This is a genomic window from Microcoleus sp. B6-A1 (assembly GCF_036705085.1).
Classification (GTDB): domain Bacteria; phylum Cyanobacteriota; class Cyanobacteriia; order Cyanobacteriales; family Microcoleaceae; genus Microcoleus.
The window spans coordinates 66,065-86,972 of record NZ_JAUBTU010000018.1 but is presented as its reverse complement, the minus strand read 5'-3'; the positions used below and the strand labels follow the sequence as shown (position 1 = coordinate 86,972).

Sequence of the window (20,908 nt, the reverse complement as noted above, 5' to 3'; positions counted from 1 at the left end):
ACTATTGACTTATGGCTGGATCATCTGCAATCAGTAACCCTCAATCTCCGATCGAAAATATCAAAAAGGCGATCGGCAAAATAACATTACCTTGGGGAATCACCCTAGGCTATCTCAGCTTAATGCTATTGCTCCCAGTTACAGCAATGCTGCTGAAAGCTAGCACAGCAAACCCCGCCGAATTTTGGGCAATTGCCACCAGTCCGATCGCCCTTTCCGCCTACGATGTCACCTTCTTTACGGCATTAATTGCGGCATTAATTAACGGAGTATTCGGCACATTAATTGCCTGGGTATTAGTCCGCTACGACTTTCCCTTAAAACGGATTGTCGATGCAGTCGTCGATTTACCCTTTGCACTGCCCACCTCCGTCGCAGGTTTAACTCTCGCCACAGTTTACAGCGATAACGGTTGGATTGGTTCGCTTTTTGCACCTTTGGGAATCAAGATATCCTTTACTCGCTTGGGCGTAGGTATAGCAATGATATTTATTTCCTTGCCATTTATAGTTAGAACCGTACAGCCAGTTTTAAACGAGATGGAAAAAGAAATCGAAGAAGCAGCTTGGTGCTTAGGTGCTTCTCAATTTGAAACCTTCTGGCGAGTAGTTTTGCCGCCGCTATTTCCGTCTATTTTAACCGGAGTAGCACTCGGATTTTCGCGAGCGGTTGGCGAGTACGGATCTACTGTAATTGTAGCTTCTAACATACCGTTCAAAGATTTAATCGCCCCGGTTTTAATTTTCCAAAGGTTAGAACAGTACGACTATGCAGGAGCAACAGTTATCGGCACTGTCATGTTAGGTATTTCCCTGGCAATGCTGTTCGCAATTAATCTCTTACAAGCATGGAGAAGACGCTATGACGGCTAATATCAATTCACCCGCTGATTACACATTTCCGCCCGCAGGTTCTAGTCGGAGTCAGGAAAAAGCTTGGGTAAAACCAACTTTAATCGGAATTGCGATCGGCTATCTCGCTCTTGTCTTATTTATCCCTACTCTCAACGTTTTTTACCAAGCCTTCAGAAAGGGATTTGAGCCATTTTTGTCTAACTTAACCTCGCCGGATTTTCTGCACGCAGCGCAACTTACCCTGGTAATTTCTCTGATAGTTGTGCCTATAAATACAGTATTCGGTTTGTGTGCAGCCTGGGTAATTGGCCGCAACAAATTTCCGGGTCGCACGCTATTAATCAGCCTTTTAGACGTGCCTTTTGCCATCTCTCCCGTAGTGGCAGGTTTAATGATTGTACTGCTTTACGGTCGGCTGGGATGGTTCGGGTCGTGGCTGGAGGCGGCGAATATTAAGGTTATTTTTGCCTTCCCTGGAATGGTGCTGGCTACTGCTTTTGTTACCTTGCCTTTTGTGGCGCGCGAAGTGATTCCTGTTTTGGAAGAAGTGGGGACAGATCAAGAAGAGGCGGCGAAAACTTTGGGAGCAAATGACTGGCAAATTTTCTGGAATGTCACGCTTCCGAGTATTCGCTGGGGATTGCTTTACGGAGTAATTTTGACCAATGCTAGAGCAATGGGAGAATTTGGAGCCGTCTCTGTGGTGTCGGGAAATATTGCTAAAAAAACGCAAACTTTGCCTTTGTTTGTAGAGGATGCTTACAAGCAGTATGCGACGCAAGCCGCATTTTCGGCGGCGGTAGTTCTAGGTCTTTTAGCAGTTGTTACCCTCGTGCTTAAGGAGATTTTAGAACGAAAAACTAGGATCAAAGAAGTTGAAGAATAGTCATTAGTCATTAGTCATTAGTCATTAGTCATTAGTCATTAGTCATTAGTCATTAGTCATTAGTCAGTAGGGCTTTAGGGTGCGGGCTGTGAACCTCATCCCTCAAACGAGTCCTTAGTAGGTGCGGCGCTATCGACAATCTGGTTGGAAGCTCGAAAATATCACAGCGACATATCCTACAAGATATTAATGCAAAGTGTAAACTGAAACAAAAATTAGGAGTCCCAAATGTTAGCTAACAATACTAGCGAATCGGAATTTGAGGCGATCGGCGATTTTCACAGAACCCAAGAATCAGATATTCCCCACTCTGATAGTGGTGACAGCAGACCAACTCAAACCCGCATTCGCATTCGTGTTCCTAAAGAATACCATCAGGAACCTGTGATTTCTAACCTGATTTCTGAATACGGTTTGACGGTGAATTTTAATGCCGCTTTTTTGGGTGTCAAAACTTTAGATGACGGTTGGTTTGATTTGGAACTTAACGGTACAAGTAAACAGATTGAAACTGCTCTGATTTATCTCAATGATTTAGATGTGGAAATCTGGAGCAATTCCAATAATCCTGATGAAGAAACTTGGTAATTAGTGAGTCTTGGACGCACCCAAATGGCAGAGGAGTTAATATTCTGGACTGTCCGCCTAATTTTAATTTTTTCGAGTCAGTTTATTGATTCTAATAGTCTCCAGGAATGTTACTCATGAGTCAGCCTATCTCTGCCTGATAAATAACATTTATCAAGGTTCTCGTGAGGAATGCAAGCCTTCATAAAACTCAGAAAACTTGCATTCCTCCCTACCAAGCAATTTGAGTGGAGTTGTTCGTTAGTGAAGCCCTCGAAGAGGAGCGCACATACAGATCATTCAGCAGCCACCAACTACCAAATAATATCAGCTTACAGCTCATAAACGTGACTGATGACTCTTGATTAACAAATATCGATCGTCATCAGTTAACTATTAGATTGACAATTTTTATAAAATCTGGTGTTTTCTCCATCTCTGGTATATCAATAAACAGCGCGCAAGTCTTCCCCAACATTGTTGTAACAGCCGGAACAATATCCCCCTTTAAAACTTCTAAACAATCAAACTAACTCAGTTAGGACAGGGGAGCATAAAAAAAAGTTTTTGTCAATATTCCCTTTAGGTTAAATTAGGGGCGATCCTCTTCGAGGGCTTCGCCAACGACTCTCATCCGCGCTGGAAAAAGATCGATCATTGCTGCGGTTGGTTTGTGATATGAATTTGATGTGTGCGTGTACCAGGAGAATTTGAACGTGGAACTCTATAAAGAACGGAAACACCAGATAGTTTTTGCTGATTCACAAGTTAAAGATTGCGAAAGTTTAACAGAAACGGTCAATCCCGATACAGAAATTGTTATTCTGAAAGCCGATCGCGACGGCATCGAGCAAATCGCCGAAACACTTAAACAGCGGAAAAACATTGCAGCCGTCCACATTTTGTCTCACGGCGCAGCAGCCAGCTTACAACTGGGAGCGACAGAACTAAATCTGTGCAACATTGAAAGCTACCGCAATTATTTAGAAAAATGGTTTGCTTTGCCAGCAGCCGAAGCAAACTCGAACTCTTCAATTACGCCTAAACCAGAAATTCTGCTTTACGGTTGCAACGTCGCCGCCACAGAAGCAGGTGTTGCATTTGTGGAAAGGCTGAGCCAGCTCACCGGGGCAAATATTGCCGCTTCCGATAACTTGACTGGGAATGCTGCGTTGGGTGGAGATTGGGAACTCGAAGTAACTACGGGAAACATTGAAACACCTTTGGCATTTTCGGCTGAGGCGAGGGAAGCTTATAGTGGCGTACTGGCTGACTTGAACCAAACTACGGGCGACTTTAACGGACTGGTAAATGCCATCAATGTTGCCAACATCAACAGCGGCAGTGACACGATCACTCTCACTGGCGATATTACCCTCGCAGGGCAATTGCCGAGAATTACCGACACCACCACTATTGTTGGCGGCGGTTTCAAGATCAGCGGCAATAACAACCGTGCCTTCGTAGTTGATAACACAACATTTAACATCTCAAACCTCACCATTGATTCCGCAAAAGCAGTAGGCAACGCAGGAACCATCGGTGGTGGTGGCGCTGCGGGATTAGGTGGCGCACTTTTTATCAACAGCGGTACAGTCACAGTTGACAGAGTTACTTTTTCTAATAACTCTGCCGTTGGCGGTGCAGGTGCGGCGGGGAATGGTGGCAAGGGTGGTAACGCGGATCTGGCTACTGTCTTTGGAGGCACAGCAGGGACAAATGGTAGAAATGGTAGAAATGGTCTAGCAAGTAATGGCGCTGCCGGTGGGGTTGGCGAAGATGGCGAGGCTGGCGGTACTGGTAATGCTGGCGGTACTGGCGGTATTGGCGGCACTGGCGGTACTGGTGTTGGCGGCACAAACGGTGGTGCTGGTGGTGCTGGTGGTGCTGGTGGTGCTGGTAGTGTTGTCGGTAGTGGCGGCGGTGGTGGTGGTGCCGGTGGCCTTGGCGGTCCTCCTGGTACTGGTATTGCAGGTAATGGTGGCAATGGCGGTGTTGGCGGTGCTGGCGCCTTTGGTGGCGGCGGTGGTGCTGGCGGTACTTTTGGTACAGGTGCGGCGCCTGGTGCTATCGGCGCAGGAGGCATTGGCGGCTTCGGCGGCGGTGGCGGTAGTGGCAATGGTGCAAGCGCAGGAGGCACTTTTGGCGGTGCTGGTGCTACTGCTGGCGGCGGCGGTGCAGGTTTAGGCGGCGCGATTTTTGTTGGCGGTGGCACTTTGACCATGACCAACAGCACCTTATATAGCAACACAGTTACGGGTGGCAATGCTGGTAATGTTGCCGCAGGTGCCGGTCAAGCTGCTGGTGGTGCAATTTTCGTCAACTTAGGTGCTACAGCTACTCTGACCAATAATACGATCGCTTATAACTCTGCAACAGCCGCGACAGTTGGCACACCGGCTAGTCTGATTGCTAATGCCGGAGGAATTTACAACAACGGCGGTACAGTTACAGTCAAAAACACGATCGTCGCTGGCAACGTTGCTACTACCAACACAGATGTTACCGGGACATTCACCGGGAACAACAACCTGATTGGGGTTCTCGGCACTAGCACTGGTTTTACAGCGACTCAGCAACTAACCGGTGCTTTGACAAATGTATTAGCACCAGTCGGCTCTGCCGGATTGAATGGCGCAACGGCTCCGGCTCCTTTCACCCTTGCCCTAGTTGATAACAGCCCGGTCACAACTAGCACTAACCAAGCCATTGGCGGTGGCAACAGCGCCGACGCAACAGCGGCCGGTTTAACTACTGACCAACGCGGTACAGGTTTCCCTCGGAAAATCGACAATACTCTTGTCAGCAAACCTAGTGTTGACATCGGTGCTTACGAGTACGGCCCTGTGGTCGTGGGTCAGAAATTCAACGACCTTAACGGGGATAGCCTGCAAGGTGCCGCGGCAACTGAACCAGGTCTAGGCGGCTGGACTATTACCGCAGGTACGAAGACTAATGTAACATCTGCGGTTGCTGCCACTCTGGGCCAATACACTCTCACGGATACTAAGGCCAATACAGAGATCAGAGAAACGTTACAAACCGATTGGGTGCAGACTTTGAGACCAACGGTGACAACTGGTACTGCTGATGTTACAGGTGCTAACTTCGGCAATTTCCAACTGACATCCATCGCAGGCAAAACCTACACCGATGTCGCGGGCAACGCCGTTTTAGATGCCACCGACACCACATTAAGCGGCGTCAGGGTCACTTTATACAAAGACACCAACAACAACAACACGCTAGAACCCGACACAGATACGATCGTGGGTGCGCCGGTATTGACTGACGAAGCCGGAGATTATCTCTTCTCGGATATAGGCCCGGGCAAATATTTAATACAAGCCACGGCGCCAGCCGGCTCTAGGATCTCTTTTCCCGCTGCCGCAATTCCCGTTACCGCCCTAAGCGGTACTCCGGTCATCAACACCGCAGCCACTCCCACCAACTTCGGTATCTTCACAAACATCACCATTAGCGGTACCAAATTCGAGGACAAAAACGGCAACGCTGCCCTAGACGCGGGAGAGGTAGCACCGGCAACTCCTTTTGATATTCAGTTAGTTAACGCCGCCACCGGTACAGTGGCACAAACCAAAACTACAGATCCCACCGGCAACTACACCTTTACCGACGTTGGGCCCGGCACCTACACCCTGCGGGAAGTGCCAAAGCCTGATTGGCAACCAACTCTTGCCCCCACTGGCAGCATCACTACCAACAGTGGCGTCAACATCACCAACACCGCAGCCACTCCCACCAACTTCGGCAACTTCCAACTAGGCAAAATCAGCGGGATTAAATTTAACGATCTCAACAAAAATGGCACTCAAGATTTGCCAGCAGAACCACCCCTAGGAGGCTGGACAATTTACTTGGATGCCAACACCAACGGCGTGCAAGACCCCGTACCAGCCGAAACAGGCACCAACGCCACCGTCACCGATGTCGCCGGTAAGTACCAGTTCACCAACTTGCCAGCCGGCACTTATACAGTGCGGGAAGTGCCACAAACAGGCTGGACGCAAACTGTGCCCCCCGTCAACCCAGCCACCCCTACCCTTTCAGGCGCGTTTAGGATCGCCGTCACCAGCGGCACAGATTCCCAAAACAACAATTTCGGCAACTTCAGACCCAACTCGATTAGTGGTCTGAAGTTCAATGACCTCAACAGCAACGGGGTGCAAGATACCGGGGAACTAGGGCTTGCCAACTGGCGATTCTTCCTCGATCCCAATAACAACGGCACTCTCGACACCGGGGAACAGAACACCCTCACCGATGCCGCCGGCAGCTACAAATTCCTCGACTTGCCAGCAGGAACCTACAAGGTGCGGGAAGTCTTGCAGCCTACTTGGACGCAAACTACCCCCGACCCGGCCGACATCACTGTCACCAGCGGTCAAGACATCGCTAATATCAACTTCGGCAACTTCCAGCCGGCCACTATCAGCGGTCAAAAATTCAATGACCTCAACAACAACGGCATTAAGGATGCCGGAGAATTGGGGCTAGCTAACTGGCAAATCTTCCTCGACAGTATCACTCCGGATGGATTGTTTCAGCAGGGCGAACCGACTACCATCACCGATGCCACGGGCAACTACACTCTTAACGACATACCCGCAGGTACTTTCCAGGTAAGGGAAGTTCAGCAAAACGGCTGGACGCAGACGACCCCCAACCCCGCCCCCTTTGCGGTTAAGAGTGGAGATAAGATCACGGGCATTGACTTCGGCAACTTCCTGCCCCAACCCGGGGCGATCCGAGGTCTGAAGTTCCAAGACACCAACAACAATGGCACTCAGGATGCTGGAGAACCGGGTTTACCCAATTTCCAAATTCAGTTAACCAATGTCGTAGCTGGAACTGCTCCTGTTACTACTACCACAGACAACACTGGCAACTACCTGTTCGCCAACCTAACGCCGGGAACCTACCGCGTCAGGGAAGTCAACCAAACTGGGTTTACCCAAAGCACACCCGAACCCGCCGACATCACCCTAACTTCCGGCGCTATTGTCAGCGGCATCAACTTCGGCAACTTCCCAGCGCCGACGCCGACGCCGACTCCGACTCCGACTCCGACTCCGACTCCGCCGCCAGTGCCACTGCCACCTGTACCCACGCCGACGCCTGCACCGACGCCTGCACCGACGCCGACGCCGACACCTGCACCTGCGCCGACGCCGACACCTGCACCTGCACCGACGCCGACACCTGCACCTGCACCGACGCCGACACCTGCACCTGTACCGACGCCGACGCCTGCACCTGTACCGACAGATTTGGTTTGCCCTGAGAACTTCCCCAGGATCGCTACTCCCAATGAGCCCGGCACTCCTTCAGCGGGTAATGTGATCAATGGCCCTAACGGCGACGATACGATCGTGGGTAGTGCCGGCAGTGACTCTATCTTCGGGTTGATCGGCAACGATTTGATCTTTGGTCGAGGGGGCGGCGACTACATCAATGGCAATATAGCCAACGATACTCTCTTCGGAGGCATCGATAGCGATACTCTCTTTGGTGGCAAAGGGTTTGACCTGATTTTTGGCGATCGCGGTAACGATACGATTTATGGCAATCGTGGCAACGACTCTCTTTCTGGCGACGAAGGCAATGACTTATTGTACGGGGGCAAAGCCGAGGACGTAATTTTGGGAGGCGCTGGCGACGACGTGCTAATTGGCGATCAAGGCAATGACACTCTCTGCGGCGGCGAGGGTAACAATACCTTAATTGGCGGCAGCGGCGATGATTTGCTCTTTGCTGACACCGGCGATGACTTGCTCTTTGGTGGCATTGGCAGCGATACCCTCGTCGGTGGCAGTGGCAGCAATGGCTTTGTCTTGTCAGCGGGCGGAGGAATTGACACGATTTTCAACTTCACCGCAGGAGTTGATTCGATCGAGTTGGTGGGAGGCTTGGACTTCAATCAACTGTCATTAACCGAAACTAACGGCTCAACGGCGATCGGAATTGCCAACAGCGACCAGATTTTGGCTATACTGACGGGCGTACAGCCGAGCCAGTTATCGGCTCAGAGTTTTAACTTGCTGGTTTAGTCTGCCGATCAAAGTTTCGAGTGTCAGCCAAAGAAGGGGAACGAATTCCGTTCCCCTTCTTTGGTCAAATTTGTTCGAGATACTTCAGCAAGTCGGCCATTTCTTGCGGACTCGGTTGAAACTGCGGCATTGGTGGGGTTTGCCCGCTGGTGACTTGCCGGATCAGATCCAATTCGGATTTGCGATCGGAAACTCCGTGCAAGTTGGGCCCGACTTGACTGTCTGAAACGGAGATGTGACAACCCGCACAGTTCATTTGAAAGATGGCGGAACCCTGAAACGGGTTGCCAGTGAGGGATAGGACGCTTTTGACGTAAGGATCGGCTACTTGAAATTGACGTATTGTGATAATTGCCAACATGATGGCAAGCAACACCGCTAGCGCAAATATGGCAAGCCGCTCGATCGGGTTTTTAATTTCATTCCTGGCAAGTTGGTTATTCAAAGGGGTTCAATTAAAAATAGTATCTACAAGAAAATTTATTTCTCATAACATAGCTTAATCGTTCGCAGCGGGGAGAGCAAGGTCTGAGCCCCACGGAAGGCTGCTTTTGGGAAAATTCATCTGTGTAAGTGCTGGTAATATTAAAAATAGGTTGTTAAATCTTAACGTTAAGGAGCTCTCATGGTAGAACCGCTGCTTTCAGGTATTGTTCTGGGTCTAATCTTTGTTACTCTGGCGGGGCTGTTTTTTGCTGCTTATCAGCAGTACAAGCGCGGCGATCAGTTGGGTATCAATAAGTAAAAGGCTTGTAGGGGCGGTGCCTTGAGTGCCCGCCCTGCCTTGAGTGCCCCCCGACTCATCCGTGTATCCGTGTCCAAATCCGTGTTGGGCTATTCGCCTTTGTTTGTTAAAGATATCGATCGAGAATAGCCGCAGTTTCCAAGCCTGTTTTTTCCCAGCTAAATTGTTTGGCTCTGGCTAAACCGAGCTCCCGCAATTGCGATCGAACTTTGGCATCGACTGCAAGCTCTTGCATAGCAGAGGCAATTTCCTCGACGCTGTAGGGGTTGACTAATAAGGCGCCGTCCCCCCCCGCCACTTCGGGCATTGAAGACAGGTTAGAGGTGATGACAGGAGTGCCGCAGGCCATTGCTTCGAGCACGGGGAGCCCGAATCCTTCCCAAAGACTGGGGAAAACCAGGGCGATCGCTTGGTTGATGACTTTGGGTAAGTCGGCTGCGGGGAGGTAATCTAGGAATTTTACTCGATCGACCAATCCCAATTCTTGAACCTGCCTCTTCAGCAGCGGGGTATAGCGTTTGTCTTCCGAACCTGCTATCCACAATTCGTACTCGGAATTATGATGCAAAGCAGCAAAGGCTGCTACAACTCGCTGCACGTTTTTATAAGGATTGTGGCGGCCGATATAAAGAAAATAATTGCTTGTTGGTAAATCTAGAAAACGGAAATAACTGCTATCATATCCAGGGAAAATTGGCGTAATTAAATTATTAGGAATCTTGCAAAAATTAGCGATATCTTTGGCAGTTGATTCAGAGTCACAAATGACGTGTTGAGCCTGCCGCAGCACTTGGGGAATGTAATAGCGGTGGTAAGGTGTCAGAGGATCGAAGCGGCGGGGAAATCGCAGCGCTATCAAGTCATGTACTGTAATTATATAGCGGCAACCTGCAAATAAAGGAGCTTCGGGAATTGGGGAAAATAATAGGTTAGATTTTAGCTGTTTGTAAATTTTGGGGAGTTGGGTTTGTGTCCACAGCAATCGGTTGATGTGTCCTTTGGTTCCTTGTTCTGGTGTTAGGTTGGCGGGAATTTGGTAGCAGTTGTTATGGGGAAATTTTTCCGCTGTTAGTAATGTTGGGTTGAGGGATTTTAGGTGGGGAAATAGGTTTTTGGCGTAGATGGCTAAGCCGGTTGGTTTGGAAATTAGGAAGGAGAGGTTGATGAGCAGGTTGGATTGGGGATTGGGCATGGGATAATATGTAGATTGCGGTTTTTGAGTGGGAGTTTTTTTAACCGCAGAGGGCGCAGAGGACGCAGAGAGGAGAAAGGAAGAGAGGGGAGATTTAAAGGTATTGCTGTAATATGTTGGCGGTTGCTTTTCCGGTTTTGTGCCAGCTAAATTGAGATGATCTGGCTAAACTAGCAGTTTTTAAGTTCGATCGCACTTTTGAATCTGTGGCTACTGTTTGCATGGCTTCGGCTATTTCTGGGACGCTGTAAGGATTGACTAATAATCCGGCATCTCCGGCTACTTCTGGCATTGATGACAGGTTGGATGTGATGACGGGTGTGCCGCAAGCCATTGCTTCTAAAATTGGTAAGCCGAATCCTTCCCAAAGTGTAGGGAAAACTAGGGCGATCGCCTGATTCATCAGTACGGGCAATTGAGAATAGGGAACGTAACCGAGAAATTTTACCAAAGATTGTAAACCTAATTCTTCAACTTGTGCTGTCAACTGCGGCGTGTAGGCATTGGGAGGCCCTGCTAGCCACAATTCGTAGTTTGTGCGATCGGGCAAACTCGCAAATGCAGCAATTAATCTTTCCAAGTTTTTGTAAGGATCGTGTCTGCCGGTATAAAGAAAATAATTTTTGGCGGGCAAGTCGAGATATCTAAAATTAATATTATCGCAAGCTAGGGGAATTGCGGTCATTTTCTTAGACGGAATCTGGAAAAAGTTAGCAACATCTGCCGCCGTTGCTTGAGAATCGCAAATGATGTGTTCTGCTTGCCGCAATACCTGCGGTATGTAGTAGCGGAAATAAGCTGTTAATCGAGAAAACCGTTGGGGAAATCGCAAAGGAATTAAATCGTGAACTGTGACGATGTAGCGACATCTGGAATACAAAGGTGCTTCGGGAATTGGCGAAAATATCAGGGTGGACTGCAATTTTTTGTAAATTTTAGGTAACTCAAACTGAGTCCATAGCAGTCTGTTAATTTGTCCTTTAGGGCCGCGATTCGGTGTCAGAGTTTCGGGAATTTGGTGGCAAGTATAATTGTCAATTTGCTGGGAAGCGAGTAATGTTGGTTCTAGCTGTTGCAGTTGCGGGAAAAGATTAGTGGCATAAGTCCCGATTCCGGTTGGTTCGGGAGTTAAGAAGGACAAATTGATTAACAGTGAATTAGACATGATTTTATCGAACAGAATTTATCCCAATTGTAGGGGCGGGTTTTACCAACAATAATTGCCTAAAACCCATAATCTCCTAAACCCGCCCCACCCAACCAAAATTTATCCCAATTGTAGGGGCGGGTTTTACCAACAATAATTGCCTAAAACCCATAATCTCCTAAACCCGCCCCCACCCAACGAACAATCAAAATTTAGATTTTATGGTTGCACAAAAGTCGGATTTGATGTAAGTTATTGGCGGTGTAGGGGCGGGTTTATATAAATTCTTTGTAATCATTTAATATTGTTGGTAAAACCCGCCCCTACGAAATTTATAGATCGCGCTCCATATCGAGCATTTGAGCTATATCGGCCGGATTTGGCAGCCGAATTGTAGCATACTCTTGGTGAATAATATCAAAAAAACTATTGACTTTTTTCTCAAAATGTGCAAGTCTAAAGTTCTGACTGCGTTGCTGTGCACCAGCTTGAAGTTCTGCTAGCAAATCGGGATTAACAATTAGTTGATGTGAATGCTGGCACAGTTCCTCAACGGTATTGAACAAAAAGCCCGATCGCCCATGTTCGACAATTTCCGGTTGGCCGCCGCCGTTGAAAACAATCGGAGCACAACTGTTTTGCATTGCTTCCACAGTCGCCATCCCGAAATGCTCAAATCTTTGAGGATTGACTTCACCCAAACCGCAGCCGTGCCAAAATATACTTGCTCTAGCATAAAGTGATTTTACCTCATCAAAGTCAACATTTACTTTTAGCTCGATCGCCCTTGAATCTTGCTTCAATAAATTCTGAACAGTCTTTAAATAAGGATTTTTCGGAATGCTACTCCCGGCTAAAATTAGCTGCCATCCTTGAAAATCTTCGGGATAATCTGCTAGCAAACTGCGGAAAGCTTTAATTAGTTCAATTTGCTTTTTTGTTCCCCCAGCTTCAAACTGTCCCACAGCCAAAATTATTTTTTCTTTCGGCACTTTAACTGTTGCCATTTCTATCGGCGGATAAAGCAGAAAAGTTGGCTGTAGGTTCCAGCGTTTCTCCAACCACTTGACGGTAAATTGACTGTTGACAATAATGAAAGTGTAATCATCGACAGCAAAGTGACGGTTGCGGAAGGTATTGGGAAAGTGACAAAAAAATACTGAAATTGGCGACAGTGGTTTAACTTTTTCCAGTTGGTTGGCGTTGATGAAAATATCGTAGTTTTTGCTTTCTCTGGCAATTTCATCAAAGGGATTTTCCATATCCTCCACGATGATGCTGGAATCGATGCACTGCATTCCGCGTTTCTCGTAAAACGCCAAGGGCATAATTTTAATTTTGCATCCTGAAAGGTTGAGTCCGTACCACGATTCTAAGTCGGAAACAGCAACTGGTTTGTTGGCGATAAAAGTAATGTCAAATTCATTTTGTAGCAGCGAGGCGAGGGTAGCGACGTATTTTTGACCGCCACCAATAAAATGTAGCCCGTGATCGTAAATAGCGATCGACATTTTGCGATCGCCCCGAACCACCTGCAATCGAGATAAAATGCGATCGATCTTCATCCGACTGTAAATCACCGCCAACTTTTCCGACAACTGCGGCAATACAGTTTCGATGATTTCTGGTTTCTGATAATCAAGCAGCTTTTTAATCGCTACAAATAAACTCTCGAACAGCAAATCATACTGCTTGTTAGTAAAAAAATCGGAAGTGTGAATTCCTTTAACTAATTGCAAGGGTTCATGTTTTGCCAAATACAAAAACCGATTGCGGTTGCAGAAATACTCGGTAAGTTTGCTTCCTTTACTCGAACCCCGATACTCGTGATGGGCGATTGCGGCGTGAGTATAAAGCATTTTCCAACCGCGTTTGTGGCAGCGTTTCGCAAACTCTACATCCTCAAAATACATCACAAAATCTTCATCTATTGGCCCGACATCTTCCAGACATTCTCTCCGAAAAAGCACCGCCGCCCAACAAAGCCCTTCGACTTCCCGTTCTGTATCGTACTGTCCCGCATCTTTTTCGCCAAAGCCGACATCTTGCCAATAAAAATTAGGTAATTGCTGAATACCGGCGCTGTTAATTCGCCCGTCTTTAAACAGCAATTTGCCGCTAGTCGCACCTACTTCTTTATTAGTTTCTAGCCGTTTTACCAGAATCTCTAACCAGCGACTGTCAAGGGTAGCATCGTTATTTAGAAAGCCGATATATTGCCCTTTTGCTTCGCTGATGCCGAGGTTTAGGGCTTTAGCAAAGTTGTTGGCGGAGTTGACAAAAATCCGAACTTTGGGAAATAGTTCGCGCAGGGAATTAACGGAATCGTCTTGAGAGCAATTATCAATTACAATTAAATCGAGTTGCGATTCGGGATACGCAAGTTTTTGTATAGATTTTAAGCAATCTTTCGTGTGGCGCAGACCGTTATAGTTGACTATAATTAACGAGCATATGGGCAGTGCAGTCATTCGATTTTAGATTTTAGATTTTAGATTTTAGATTGAGGAATTGAAGGATTGAAGAATTTTCGATTGGGGATTGGGGATTGAATAATTGAAAATTTGAATACTTGAAAATTTGAAGGATTGAGGAATTTTCGATTTTGGATTTAGGATTTTAGATTGAGGAATTGAATAATTTTCGATTTTTGATTGAAGCATTGAAGCATTGCTCTCGCGAATAAATCTGGGGCCTTGTGACCAAATTATTTTGGGTCATCTTTGATGCTTTATTTTTGTCGATCGAGCAATTGAGCGGTAATCTTCTCTAAAATAGCAGTATGTTGCTGCTGCACTGCTTTAATTTGCTCTATTTCAGACTGAAAAGTTGCGATCGCTCTTTGTTGAGTCTCAAGCTGTGCTGTAACTTCGGGATATTCGCTGCTGAATTCCGATTCAATTTTTTCAAAGAGAGTTTGTTGATTTTCTTGCAATTTTTGCAACTGTGTGCTTAATGTATGCACGACCCGGGTATTAGCAAAATTGTAAATTACTTGTCGTTCGAGTACCGGTCTGAGCAATTTGCGGACTATTTTCCTAACGACGATGACTGCGGAACCGAGTCGCCTTTGGTAAGAGGTAATGGGGATGTTATAAATGTCGAAACCTGCCTTTAAAAGGGCGATATCTTCGTCATCTTCATTTTGGGCGTGAAGCGAAGCTATCCCGAAGGGAATCGCACTATTTTCTGTTCCCAACAGCGACAACTCAGCAATACCAATTCGCGGCTCCAAAGTTTGCCGCAATTTATGTATTATCTGTTGAGTTGGTATTTCTTCGTACTCCAAACTTTCCTCTCCTTGAGATAACTTACTCTGACTTATTATGGAACAGGCATCTTTGCTGTTTCAATCATTGTAACTAATTGTGAACAGGCATCTTTCCTGTTTCCCTGATTGTAATTAATTGTGGAACAGGCCGGAAAGCCTGTTCCAGGGCGGGCAGGATGCCCAACCCCTACACCCCACAAGAACATTTATCTCTTGTTAAATCAAGATTATTGCTTCCGATATTGGCAATATCTCAATTTAAGTTAACTCAATTTGACTGTCATCACCAATCATAAACCGCAGAGCTTTTGGACGAGCCGGTGCATTGGTGAGTTGAGCTCGCTGCCCGATCACGCTGTCAACAATTCGCTGGTGAATGCCAACTATTTTCGCCCCTTGCAATATTACACTGTGTTCGATATCAGCATCAATCATCGTCACGCGATCGGCAATACTGCTGTAAGGCCCGATAAAGCAATTTTCAATGCGGCAATTTTCCCCAATTACCACCGGCCCGCGAACTGTAGAATTAATGATTTCCGTTCCTTCTCCTATTTGCACTCGTCCGATAATTTGACTTTTCGCATCTACTTTTAATTCAGTTGAAGCTACGATACGGCTATCTAAAATGATTTGGTTTGCACTCAGCAAATCATCTTTTTTCCCCGTATCCAGCCACCAACCCTCTAGATTGCAGGCTTCTACGTGTTTTTCCTGATTGATGAGCTGTTGAATGGCATCGGTAATTTCGAGTTCGCCCCGGGCAGAGGGTTGAATTTGATCGATCGCCTCGTGGATAGTAGGAGCAAAAAAGTAAATTCCCACCAGTGCTAAATTTGACGGCGGAACCTTGGGCTTTTCTACTAACTGCAAAACTCTGCCTTTCTCATCAACTTTTGCCACACCGAAAGCAGAGGGATTGGGAACTGGACGCAGCAAAATCAGAGCGTCTAGTTTCTGCTTGTTAAAAATCTCTAAAAACGGATCTAACTGATTTTCAATTAAGTTATCTCCCAAATACATAATAAACGGAGAATCGCCCAAAAACGGTCTGGCAACTTTTACCGCGTGAGCGAGCCCTGCCGGCTCTGCTTGCAAGATATAAGTAATTTTCGCACCGAAGCGAGATCCATCTCCTGTTTTCGTCTTCACCTCTTCCCCGGTTTCGGGACTAATAATAATCCCAATATCCGTAATCCCAGCCGCCACAATTCCTTCTATTCCGTACCACAGGATCGGCTTATTTGCTACAGGAACCAACTGCTTAGCACCCGTATAGGTGAGGGGACGCAAGCGTGTTCCTTTACCGCCAGAGAGGATGAGTGCTTTCATTGGGTGAACTCTGAGTTATCCTTTAGGGTTTGCGGTGCTGGCAACTATTGCCTGCACTTGTTCGCTCTCGTTGATTTTAAACTACCGCTACCCCGCTGGCAATAGTTGCCGTGTCTTCTGATACAAATAATTTATTTTGCTCATACTTTTATAGGGCGGGACGCAGAGAGTGTCAATCGATTTTAGATTTGAGATTTTAGATTTTAGATTAAAGAATTGAAGCCTTGACCCCACGGATAAATTCGGGGGCTCCTTTATCGGATACAGGTTTTTTATTTCTGGGTCCTGAGTCTGCTTTCGGAATGAATCACGTGGCGGGTATCCTGGATGCTTTCGGTCAGAAAGGGGGTTTCTTGCTGCTGGAAGCAGTTAAAAGCTAAGGTTTTTTGTCAACAAACCCCCTTTCTCAAGGTTGCGAGTGCGCCAGTCCCGATTTAATTGCGTACCCTTTTAATAGCGGCCATATCGGGCAATCAACTGACTACCACTATTGTTTTGATTTGTCAACCAAGCCCACATCTGATCGCCCAGACAAAAATGCCACCATTCGTTAGGATGTTGCTGAAAACCCGCAGCTATCATCGCATCTTTTAAGATTTGCCTGCGACGGTGATATTCCTGTTTTTGCGGCTCCTTGCTATTACAAAAATAATCGGGATAAGAACGTTCTGATATTTCATCAATCGGAGAGCCCATATCAATTTGCCGATTATTTTCATCCACTAAAGTTATATCTAAAGCTGCACCTGTACTGTGAGGGGGAGGCGTCGCGCGATCGAGGCTGGGTAGTGCCCAAAATTGATATACGTGTTCTATAATCACTTGGCGTTTGTCTTCGGGAACCGGAAATTCGCAGCCTTGAGCTATGGCAATTTGATTAAAAGTATAATCTACCATAAATTGCTGCACTTCCACCGGCCGATAAGCGTCAAATATCAGAATTTTCCAATTTTGATGATTTTGCTGTAGCTGGGTTTGAGCGGCGATTAAACTATCTACAACTCCTTGCCGCAAATAGTAAGGGGAATCTGCTTTGCTGTTGTGATAGGGTGCACCCAACTTTTGATAAGGGTGCGGCATTTCAAAGACAAAATGTTCGGTTGGAATTGGGACTAAAGGTTCGCCGCATTCGTCGATCGCTATTTGGTGATATGGTTTCATATCAAGGTGTTATCCTAGTTTATGATTACTGATGAACTACAATACTCGGTATATGTTTTTCACTTGAGTCAGCCGCGCGGCAAATAGCAAAGCAGCTAGAATATCCTCATGTTCTAAATCGTCATAGTCATCTATAATTTCTTTAGCATTCATACCAGAACTGAGTAATCCAAGAATGAACTCTACTGGATATCGGAGACCGCGAATACAGGGTTTTCCGTGGCAGATATTGGGATCGAGTGTGATGCGCTGCCAAAGCGGGTTTTCCATATTTTAGGAGCCAATATTAAATATATCCTAGCCTAAAGAGCGTAGCTTTCGATCGGTTTGTAGTAAGGACTTTAGTGCTTTCAATCTCCACCTAAAGTCCTAAAGTCCTTACTATAAAAAATCCTAACTTTGGCGGTAAGCAAGTACCGCATAAAATGGATCGCCGCTTGGTATTCGCAGCATTTGCATAAAACTCGGCAAGTTAGGCTTGCGAACTATTACTTCCGGCTTGCTAAATCCGGGTATATTTGCTCCTTTGACAGAATCAAAGTAGCCCTTGACTAATTCTACCCGATCGCCCTCCGAACCTTCCCGCCAAGCCACGATCGCCTTTTGATAAAACATCCGGTTGGAAAAGCTCATAATTGCTACGCCACCAGGCTTTAAAATCCGGTGAATCTCGGCAAAAACCGCATCCGGGTGCTGCAAATACTGTACCGAAACGCAGTTGACAACCGCGTCAAACTCTGAATCCGGCAGTGGCAATTTGGGATTTGCGTTCAAATTCTGCACAAAATAATGATTCAGTCTGCGATTCTTTGCCAACTCGTCTTCATTCATGCCGTGCCCTTCAACATGGGCAAATTGCATCTCGTCGGGCAAGTGAGAAACCCAACTGCTCATCATATCAAAAATCCGAGTATTCGGTTTCAGCCGTTCCCGATATAAATCGGTTAGTTGCTGAATAAATCCATCGTCTACGTGCGTTACAAACCGGGGATTGGAATAGAACAAATTGTCGTCGGTGTCGTCTAACTTGGTGCGTTGGTCGGGTGGAAGCAACATAAATTCCGATCGCGAACTAGATTTACTCTTTCTAGTTTAAGAACAATAAGAATTGTTAACATATCCGGCAGAGGGCGGATTCCCGGTTTTAGCGTAGCAGTTGATCGCCAAAAAACCGACTTGCACCCTTTGGGCTTGTGGCAAGAAGACGGTTTGCCGACTTCCAGCATTGGCGACAAACTGCAACAGGTAGGCGGGAGGCTGACAGGCGCGATCGATCGCATGGAAGAAACAGGCCTAGTCCGCCGCGATAGAGACACGCGCATTTGGCGCATTTGGCTGACAGACTCCGGCATACAACAGAGCGGGAAAGACAACGCACAGAGCAAGAGCGACTGGCGAAGGAGCAAGAGCGACTGGCGAAGGAGCAAGTCCAGCAACGTGTAGAACGCTTAGAGGAAATGCTGCGATCGCAAGGTATCGATATTAGGACGTTCCGGTGCAGCGCGGTTGTTATGTCGCGGTTGCTACAATTCAATACCCTTTATGCGATTGTAGTTGTTAATCCACGCAATAATATCATTATAGATTTTGCCTTCTAGATGCCAGCGATGACGTTCAATGAGCGATCTTGCGTCTTTCGTAAAGTCAGTGGTAGTAACAAGAAGAGCTTTAGTTGCTGAGTTGTCAGCCTTTACCCCCAACAGTTCACGAACAGTAGAAACAGTCACGGGATTTCCTGGATCTGGGCGCTTACATTCAATTAGATACCGCAGATTGATCGAATCAACATTTTTGACTGCAATTATGTCCTTGCCACCATCTCGTGTCTGCCCAGTTAACTCAACATCGTACCCAAAACCGTGAAACAATTCAGCAATGAATTCTTCAAAGCGCCGCCTCTCGATCGTTTGTAAAATCTTGGGATGACGAGCAATCTCACGCATTAATTGTTCAGAAATAAAATTAGCGATCGTGATAATTGTATTTGATTGGTCGTCCTCAAAGTCTGCATAAGTAGTATGTGGAACGAAGCCAACATCAAAAGTATAATGGGGTTCTAGATACCAACCATCTGGCTCGCCAAGAATAATCTCAGGTTCAGAAGTATCCCAATTTCCATCATATTTGACGAACGTAACACCACCACAAGAGAGATAAAAGCCCCAATTATATGAACCTGACTCCCACATAACACGCCATAATCGATCGAGACCAATATCATGGGATTGCTTGGGGGAGAGAAGGACACATTCTGCATTGGGATCCTGGCCCCAAGACTTTGCTTTTTCGCAAACAAACGAAAAGAGCTTCTCCTTTGCAGAGAGCAGATCGTACTTAGATAAGTCAAGCTTGGGCGTGTATGGCATTGCAGCTTATTAAAATTTTTCAAGGTCTAAAGCTGAAATTTAGTTGAGAACGACAATGAGCTTTAAAACTACAGCGAGCTGATAACTCTACTTTAACTGCGATCGCAACTTCACTCTTACTCTCAATACATATCAACCCATAAAAACATTATTGCCAACAAAACAACTCTATGGTATACTAGAAGATTGTGAATATTAATCAAAAGTAAAGTAACAAGCCGGGAGAAATCAAAATGACACAGCAAACCCTGCACGGAACCAGCCGCAAAAGAAAAAGAACATCCGGTTTTCGCGCCAGAATGCGTACCGCAACCGGTCGATTGGTAATCAAAGCTCGCCGCAGCAAAGGTCGCCACCGCCTCGCAGTCTAGCACTGCATCCAGGTTGAGAAGCCTCAACGATCGCCCTACGCCATGTTGCCCGATACAAACCGACTTAAGCACCGAAAAGACTTCAACGCCGTATACCGCAAGGGAATGCGCCGTAACTCGGCTCATTTCAGCTTAAGAGCTCTGCGTAAACCAAAAAGCGTCGAATTAAGCAAACCGACAGCCGAGAAATCCTTGCAGCCGACTCGCACAGGCATTTCCATCAGCCTGAAAGTCAGCAAACGCGCTGTAGTTCGCAACCGGATTAAGCGTCAGATTCGGGCAGCTTTGCGACAGCTATTGCCCCGATTAAAATTCGGGTGGGATTTAGTAATTGTCGTGCGTCCGATCGCACAAGAGTGCAATTATGCAGAAATTCTGCAAGAATTAGAGCAGTTGTTGGTAGAAGCCGAGGTACTAGATGGGAATTCGAGAGGAAGTATATTATGAAGGCGGCCCCGCGCCCGGAGACTTGATCCTCAATTTACTCCTGGGGCTGACTGTGGTGGGAATCCCCCTAGCAGTAGGAGCAATTGTCCGGGCTCTGTGGCTGCGGTATCGGATCACGAGCCGCCGAGTGTCCGTAACTAGCGGTTGGATGGGGGGCGAACAGACAGACGTTATCTACTCAGATATAGTCAAAATCGTCACAGTACCTCGCGGTTTCGGGACTTACGGAGACATGGTGCTCACCATGAAAAATGGCAGTCGCTTGGAACTCAGAGCTATGCCGAAATTTCGAGCAATGTATGACTACATTAACGAAAAACTGCCCATAGCCGCTCAAAAAGCAAACGCGGCCCAAGCTAAATAAGCGAACCGCTTCGCCCTCAAATCAGGGTAAAGTGAGTGCGAGTATTAGCAAACTCATTAAAACAAACCCGCAGACCGGGCGGTCGATCGACGGGCAATGTCCTAAGATAGAGACAAAACCCTGAAAAATGAGGC

Annotated in this window: 19 protein-coding genes; 9 read left to right on the top strand and 10 right to left on the bottom strand. The window is 46.8% G+C overall.

Annotation, left to right across the window (positions count from 1 at the left end):
- Window positions 1-11 precede the first annotated feature (11 nt).
- From cysT to QUB11_RS09080, 4 genes are all read left to right on the top strand, one after another.
- Window positions 12-872, top strand: a complete 861-nt coding sequence (cysT, locus tag QUB11_RS09095) for a sulfate ABC transporter permease subunit CysT (RefSeq protein ID WP_333205451.1) — start codon at window positions 12-14, stop codon at window positions 870-872.
- Window positions 862-1,740, top strand: a complete 879-nt coding sequence (cysW, locus tag QUB11_RS09090; RefSeq protein WP_333205450.1) for a sulfate ABC transporter permease subunit CysW — start codon at window positions 862-864, stop codon at window positions 1,738-1,740. The genes cysT and cysW overlap by 11 nt, the downstream gene beginning before the upstream one ends.
- Window positions 1,741-1,968: 228 nt before the next feature.
- Window positions 1,969-2,328 carry an NIL domain-containing protein gene (locus tag QUB11_RS09085; protein WP_333205449.1) on the top strand — a complete coding sequence of 120 codons (360 nt, stop codon included), beginning with the start codon at window positions 1,969-1,971 and terminating at the stop codon, window positions 2,326-2,328.
- A 695-nt stretch (window positions 2,329-3,023) separates the two neighbouring features.
- Window positions 3,024-8,378 (top strand): SdrD B-like domain-containing protein, encoded by a 5,355-nt coding sequence (locus QUB11_RS09080; RefSeq protein ID WP_333205448.1) that lies wholly within the window; start codon window positions 3,024-3,026, stop codon window positions 8,376-8,378.
- A gap of 64 nt (window positions 8,379-8,442) precedes the next feature.
- Here QUB11_RS09080 and QUB11_RS09075 read toward each other — a convergent pair whose 3' ends face one another.
- Window positions 8,443-8,823, bottom strand: a complete 381-nt coding sequence (locus QUB11_RS09075; protein WP_333205447.1) for a cytochrome c — start codon at window positions 8,821-8,823, stop codon at window positions 8,443-8,445.
- 180 nt (window positions 8,824-9,003) lie between these two features.
- Here QUB11_RS09075 and petG point away from each other — a divergent pair, with 180 nt between their 5' ends.
- Complete coding sequence (gene petG / locus QUB11_RS09070) at window positions 9,004-9,123, top strand: cytochrome b6-f complex subunit V (protein WP_006632329.1); 120 nt, start codon at window positions 9,004-9,006, stop codon at window positions 9,121-9,123.
- Between the two features lie 106 nt (window positions 9,124-9,229).
- Here the strand turns inward: petG and QUB11_RS09065 are convergent, their stop codons facing one another.
- From QUB11_RS09065 to QUB11_RS09030, 8 genes are all read right to left on the bottom strand, one after another.
- Window positions 9,230-10,315, bottom strand: coding sequence for a glycosyltransferase family 1 protein (locus tag QUB11_RS09065; RefSeq protein ID WP_333205446.1), 1,086 nt, complete (start codon window positions 10,313-10,315; stop codon window positions 9,230-9,232).
- A 94-nt stretch (window positions 10,316-10,409) separates the two neighbouring features.
- Complete coding sequence (locus tag QUB11_RS09060; RefSeq protein WP_333205445.1) at window positions 10,410-11,480, bottom strand: glycosyltransferase family 1 protein; 1,071 nt, start codon at window positions 11,478-11,480, stop codon at window positions 10,410-10,412.
- A gap of 314 nt (window positions 11,481-11,794) precedes the next feature.
- Window positions 11,795-13,933 carry a glycosyltransferase gene (locus QUB11_RS09055; protein WP_333390300.1) on the bottom strand — a complete coding sequence of 713 codons (2,139 nt, stop codon included), beginning with the start codon at window positions 13,931-13,933 and terminating at the stop codon, window positions 11,795-11,797.
- Window positions 13,934-14,193: 260 nt separating this feature from the next.
- Window positions 14,194-14,751, bottom strand: a complete 558-nt coding sequence (locus QUB11_RS09050) for a hypothetical protein (RefSeq protein WP_333156789.1) — start codon at window positions 14,749-14,751, stop codon at window positions 14,194-14,196.
- Between the two features lie 240 nt (window positions 14,752-14,991).
- The gene (locus QUB11_RS09045; RefSeq protein WP_333390297.1) at window positions 14,992-16,065 is read right to left on the bottom strand and encodes a glucose-1-phosphate thymidylyltransferase; all 1,074 of its coding nucleotides are present in this window, start codon (window positions 16,063-16,065) and stop codon (window positions 14,992-14,994) included.
- 450 nt (window positions 16,066-16,515) lie between these two features.
- Window positions 16,516-17,226, bottom strand: a complete 711-nt coding sequence (locus tag QUB11_RS09040) for a M15 family metallopeptidase (protein ID WP_333390294.1) — start codon at window positions 17,224-17,226, stop codon at window positions 16,516-16,518.
- Window positions 17,227-17,262: 36 nt separating this feature from the next.
- A complete protein-coding gene (locus QUB11_RS09035; protein WP_333390292.1) occupies window positions 17,263-17,496 on the bottom strand; it encodes a DUF433 domain-containing protein in 234 nt (77 codons plus the stop codon).
- A gap of 123 nt (window positions 17,497-17,619) precedes the next feature.
- Window positions 17,620-18,282: a class I SAM-dependent methyltransferase gene (locus QUB11_RS09030; RefSeq protein WP_333390289.1), complete on the bottom strand. Its 663-nt coding sequence runs from the start codon at window positions 18,280-18,282 to the stop codon at window positions 17,620-17,622.
- 120 nt (window positions 18,283-18,402) lie between these two features.
- Here QUB11_RS09030 and QUB11_RS09025 point away from each other — a divergent pair, with 120 nt between their 5' ends.
- The gene (locus QUB11_RS09025) at window positions 18,403-18,669 is read left to right on the top strand and encodes a hypothetical protein (protein ID WP_333205438.1); all 267 of its coding nucleotides are present in this window, start codon (window positions 18,403-18,405) and stop codon (window positions 18,667-18,669) included.
- 80 nt (window positions 18,670-18,749) lie between these two features.
- Here QUB11_RS09025 and QUB11_RS09020 read toward each other — a convergent pair whose 3' ends face one another.
- Entirely contained in the window at window positions 18,750-19,592 is an 843-nt protein-coding gene (locus QUB11_RS09020) for a restriction endonuclease (protein WP_333205437.1), read from the bottom strand.
- Window positions 19,593-19,825: 233 nt separating this feature from the next.
- On the opposite strand from QUB11_RS09020, the gene rpmH reads away from it, so the two are divergent.
- Genes rpmH through QUB11_RS09005 form a run of 3 tightly spaced genes read left to right on the top strand, consistent with a single transcriptional unit; the run spans window position 19,826 to window position 20,774 of the window.
- Window positions 19,826-19,963 carry a 50S ribosomal protein L34 gene (gene rpmH / locus QUB11_RS09015; protein WP_006632320.1) on the top strand — a complete coding sequence of 46 codons (138 nt, stop codon included), beginning with the start codon at window positions 19,826-19,828 and terminating at the stop codon, window positions 19,961-19,963.
- Between the two features lie 42 nt (window positions 19,964-20,005).
- On the top strand, window positions 20,006-20,410 hold the full coding sequence (gene rnpA, locus QUB11_RS09010; protein ID WP_333205436.1) for a ribonuclease P protein component: 405 nt from the start codon (window positions 20,006-20,008) through the stop codon (window positions 20,408-20,410).
- Window positions 20,382-20,774, top strand: a complete 393-nt coding sequence (locus tag QUB11_RS09005) for a PH domain-containing protein (protein ID WP_333106065.1) — start codon at window positions 20,382-20,384, stop codon at window positions 20,772-20,774. Before rnpA ends, QUB11_RS09005 begins: the two co-directional genes overlap by 29 nt.
- The last annotated feature ends 134 nt before the right edge of the window (window positions 20,775-20,908 follow it).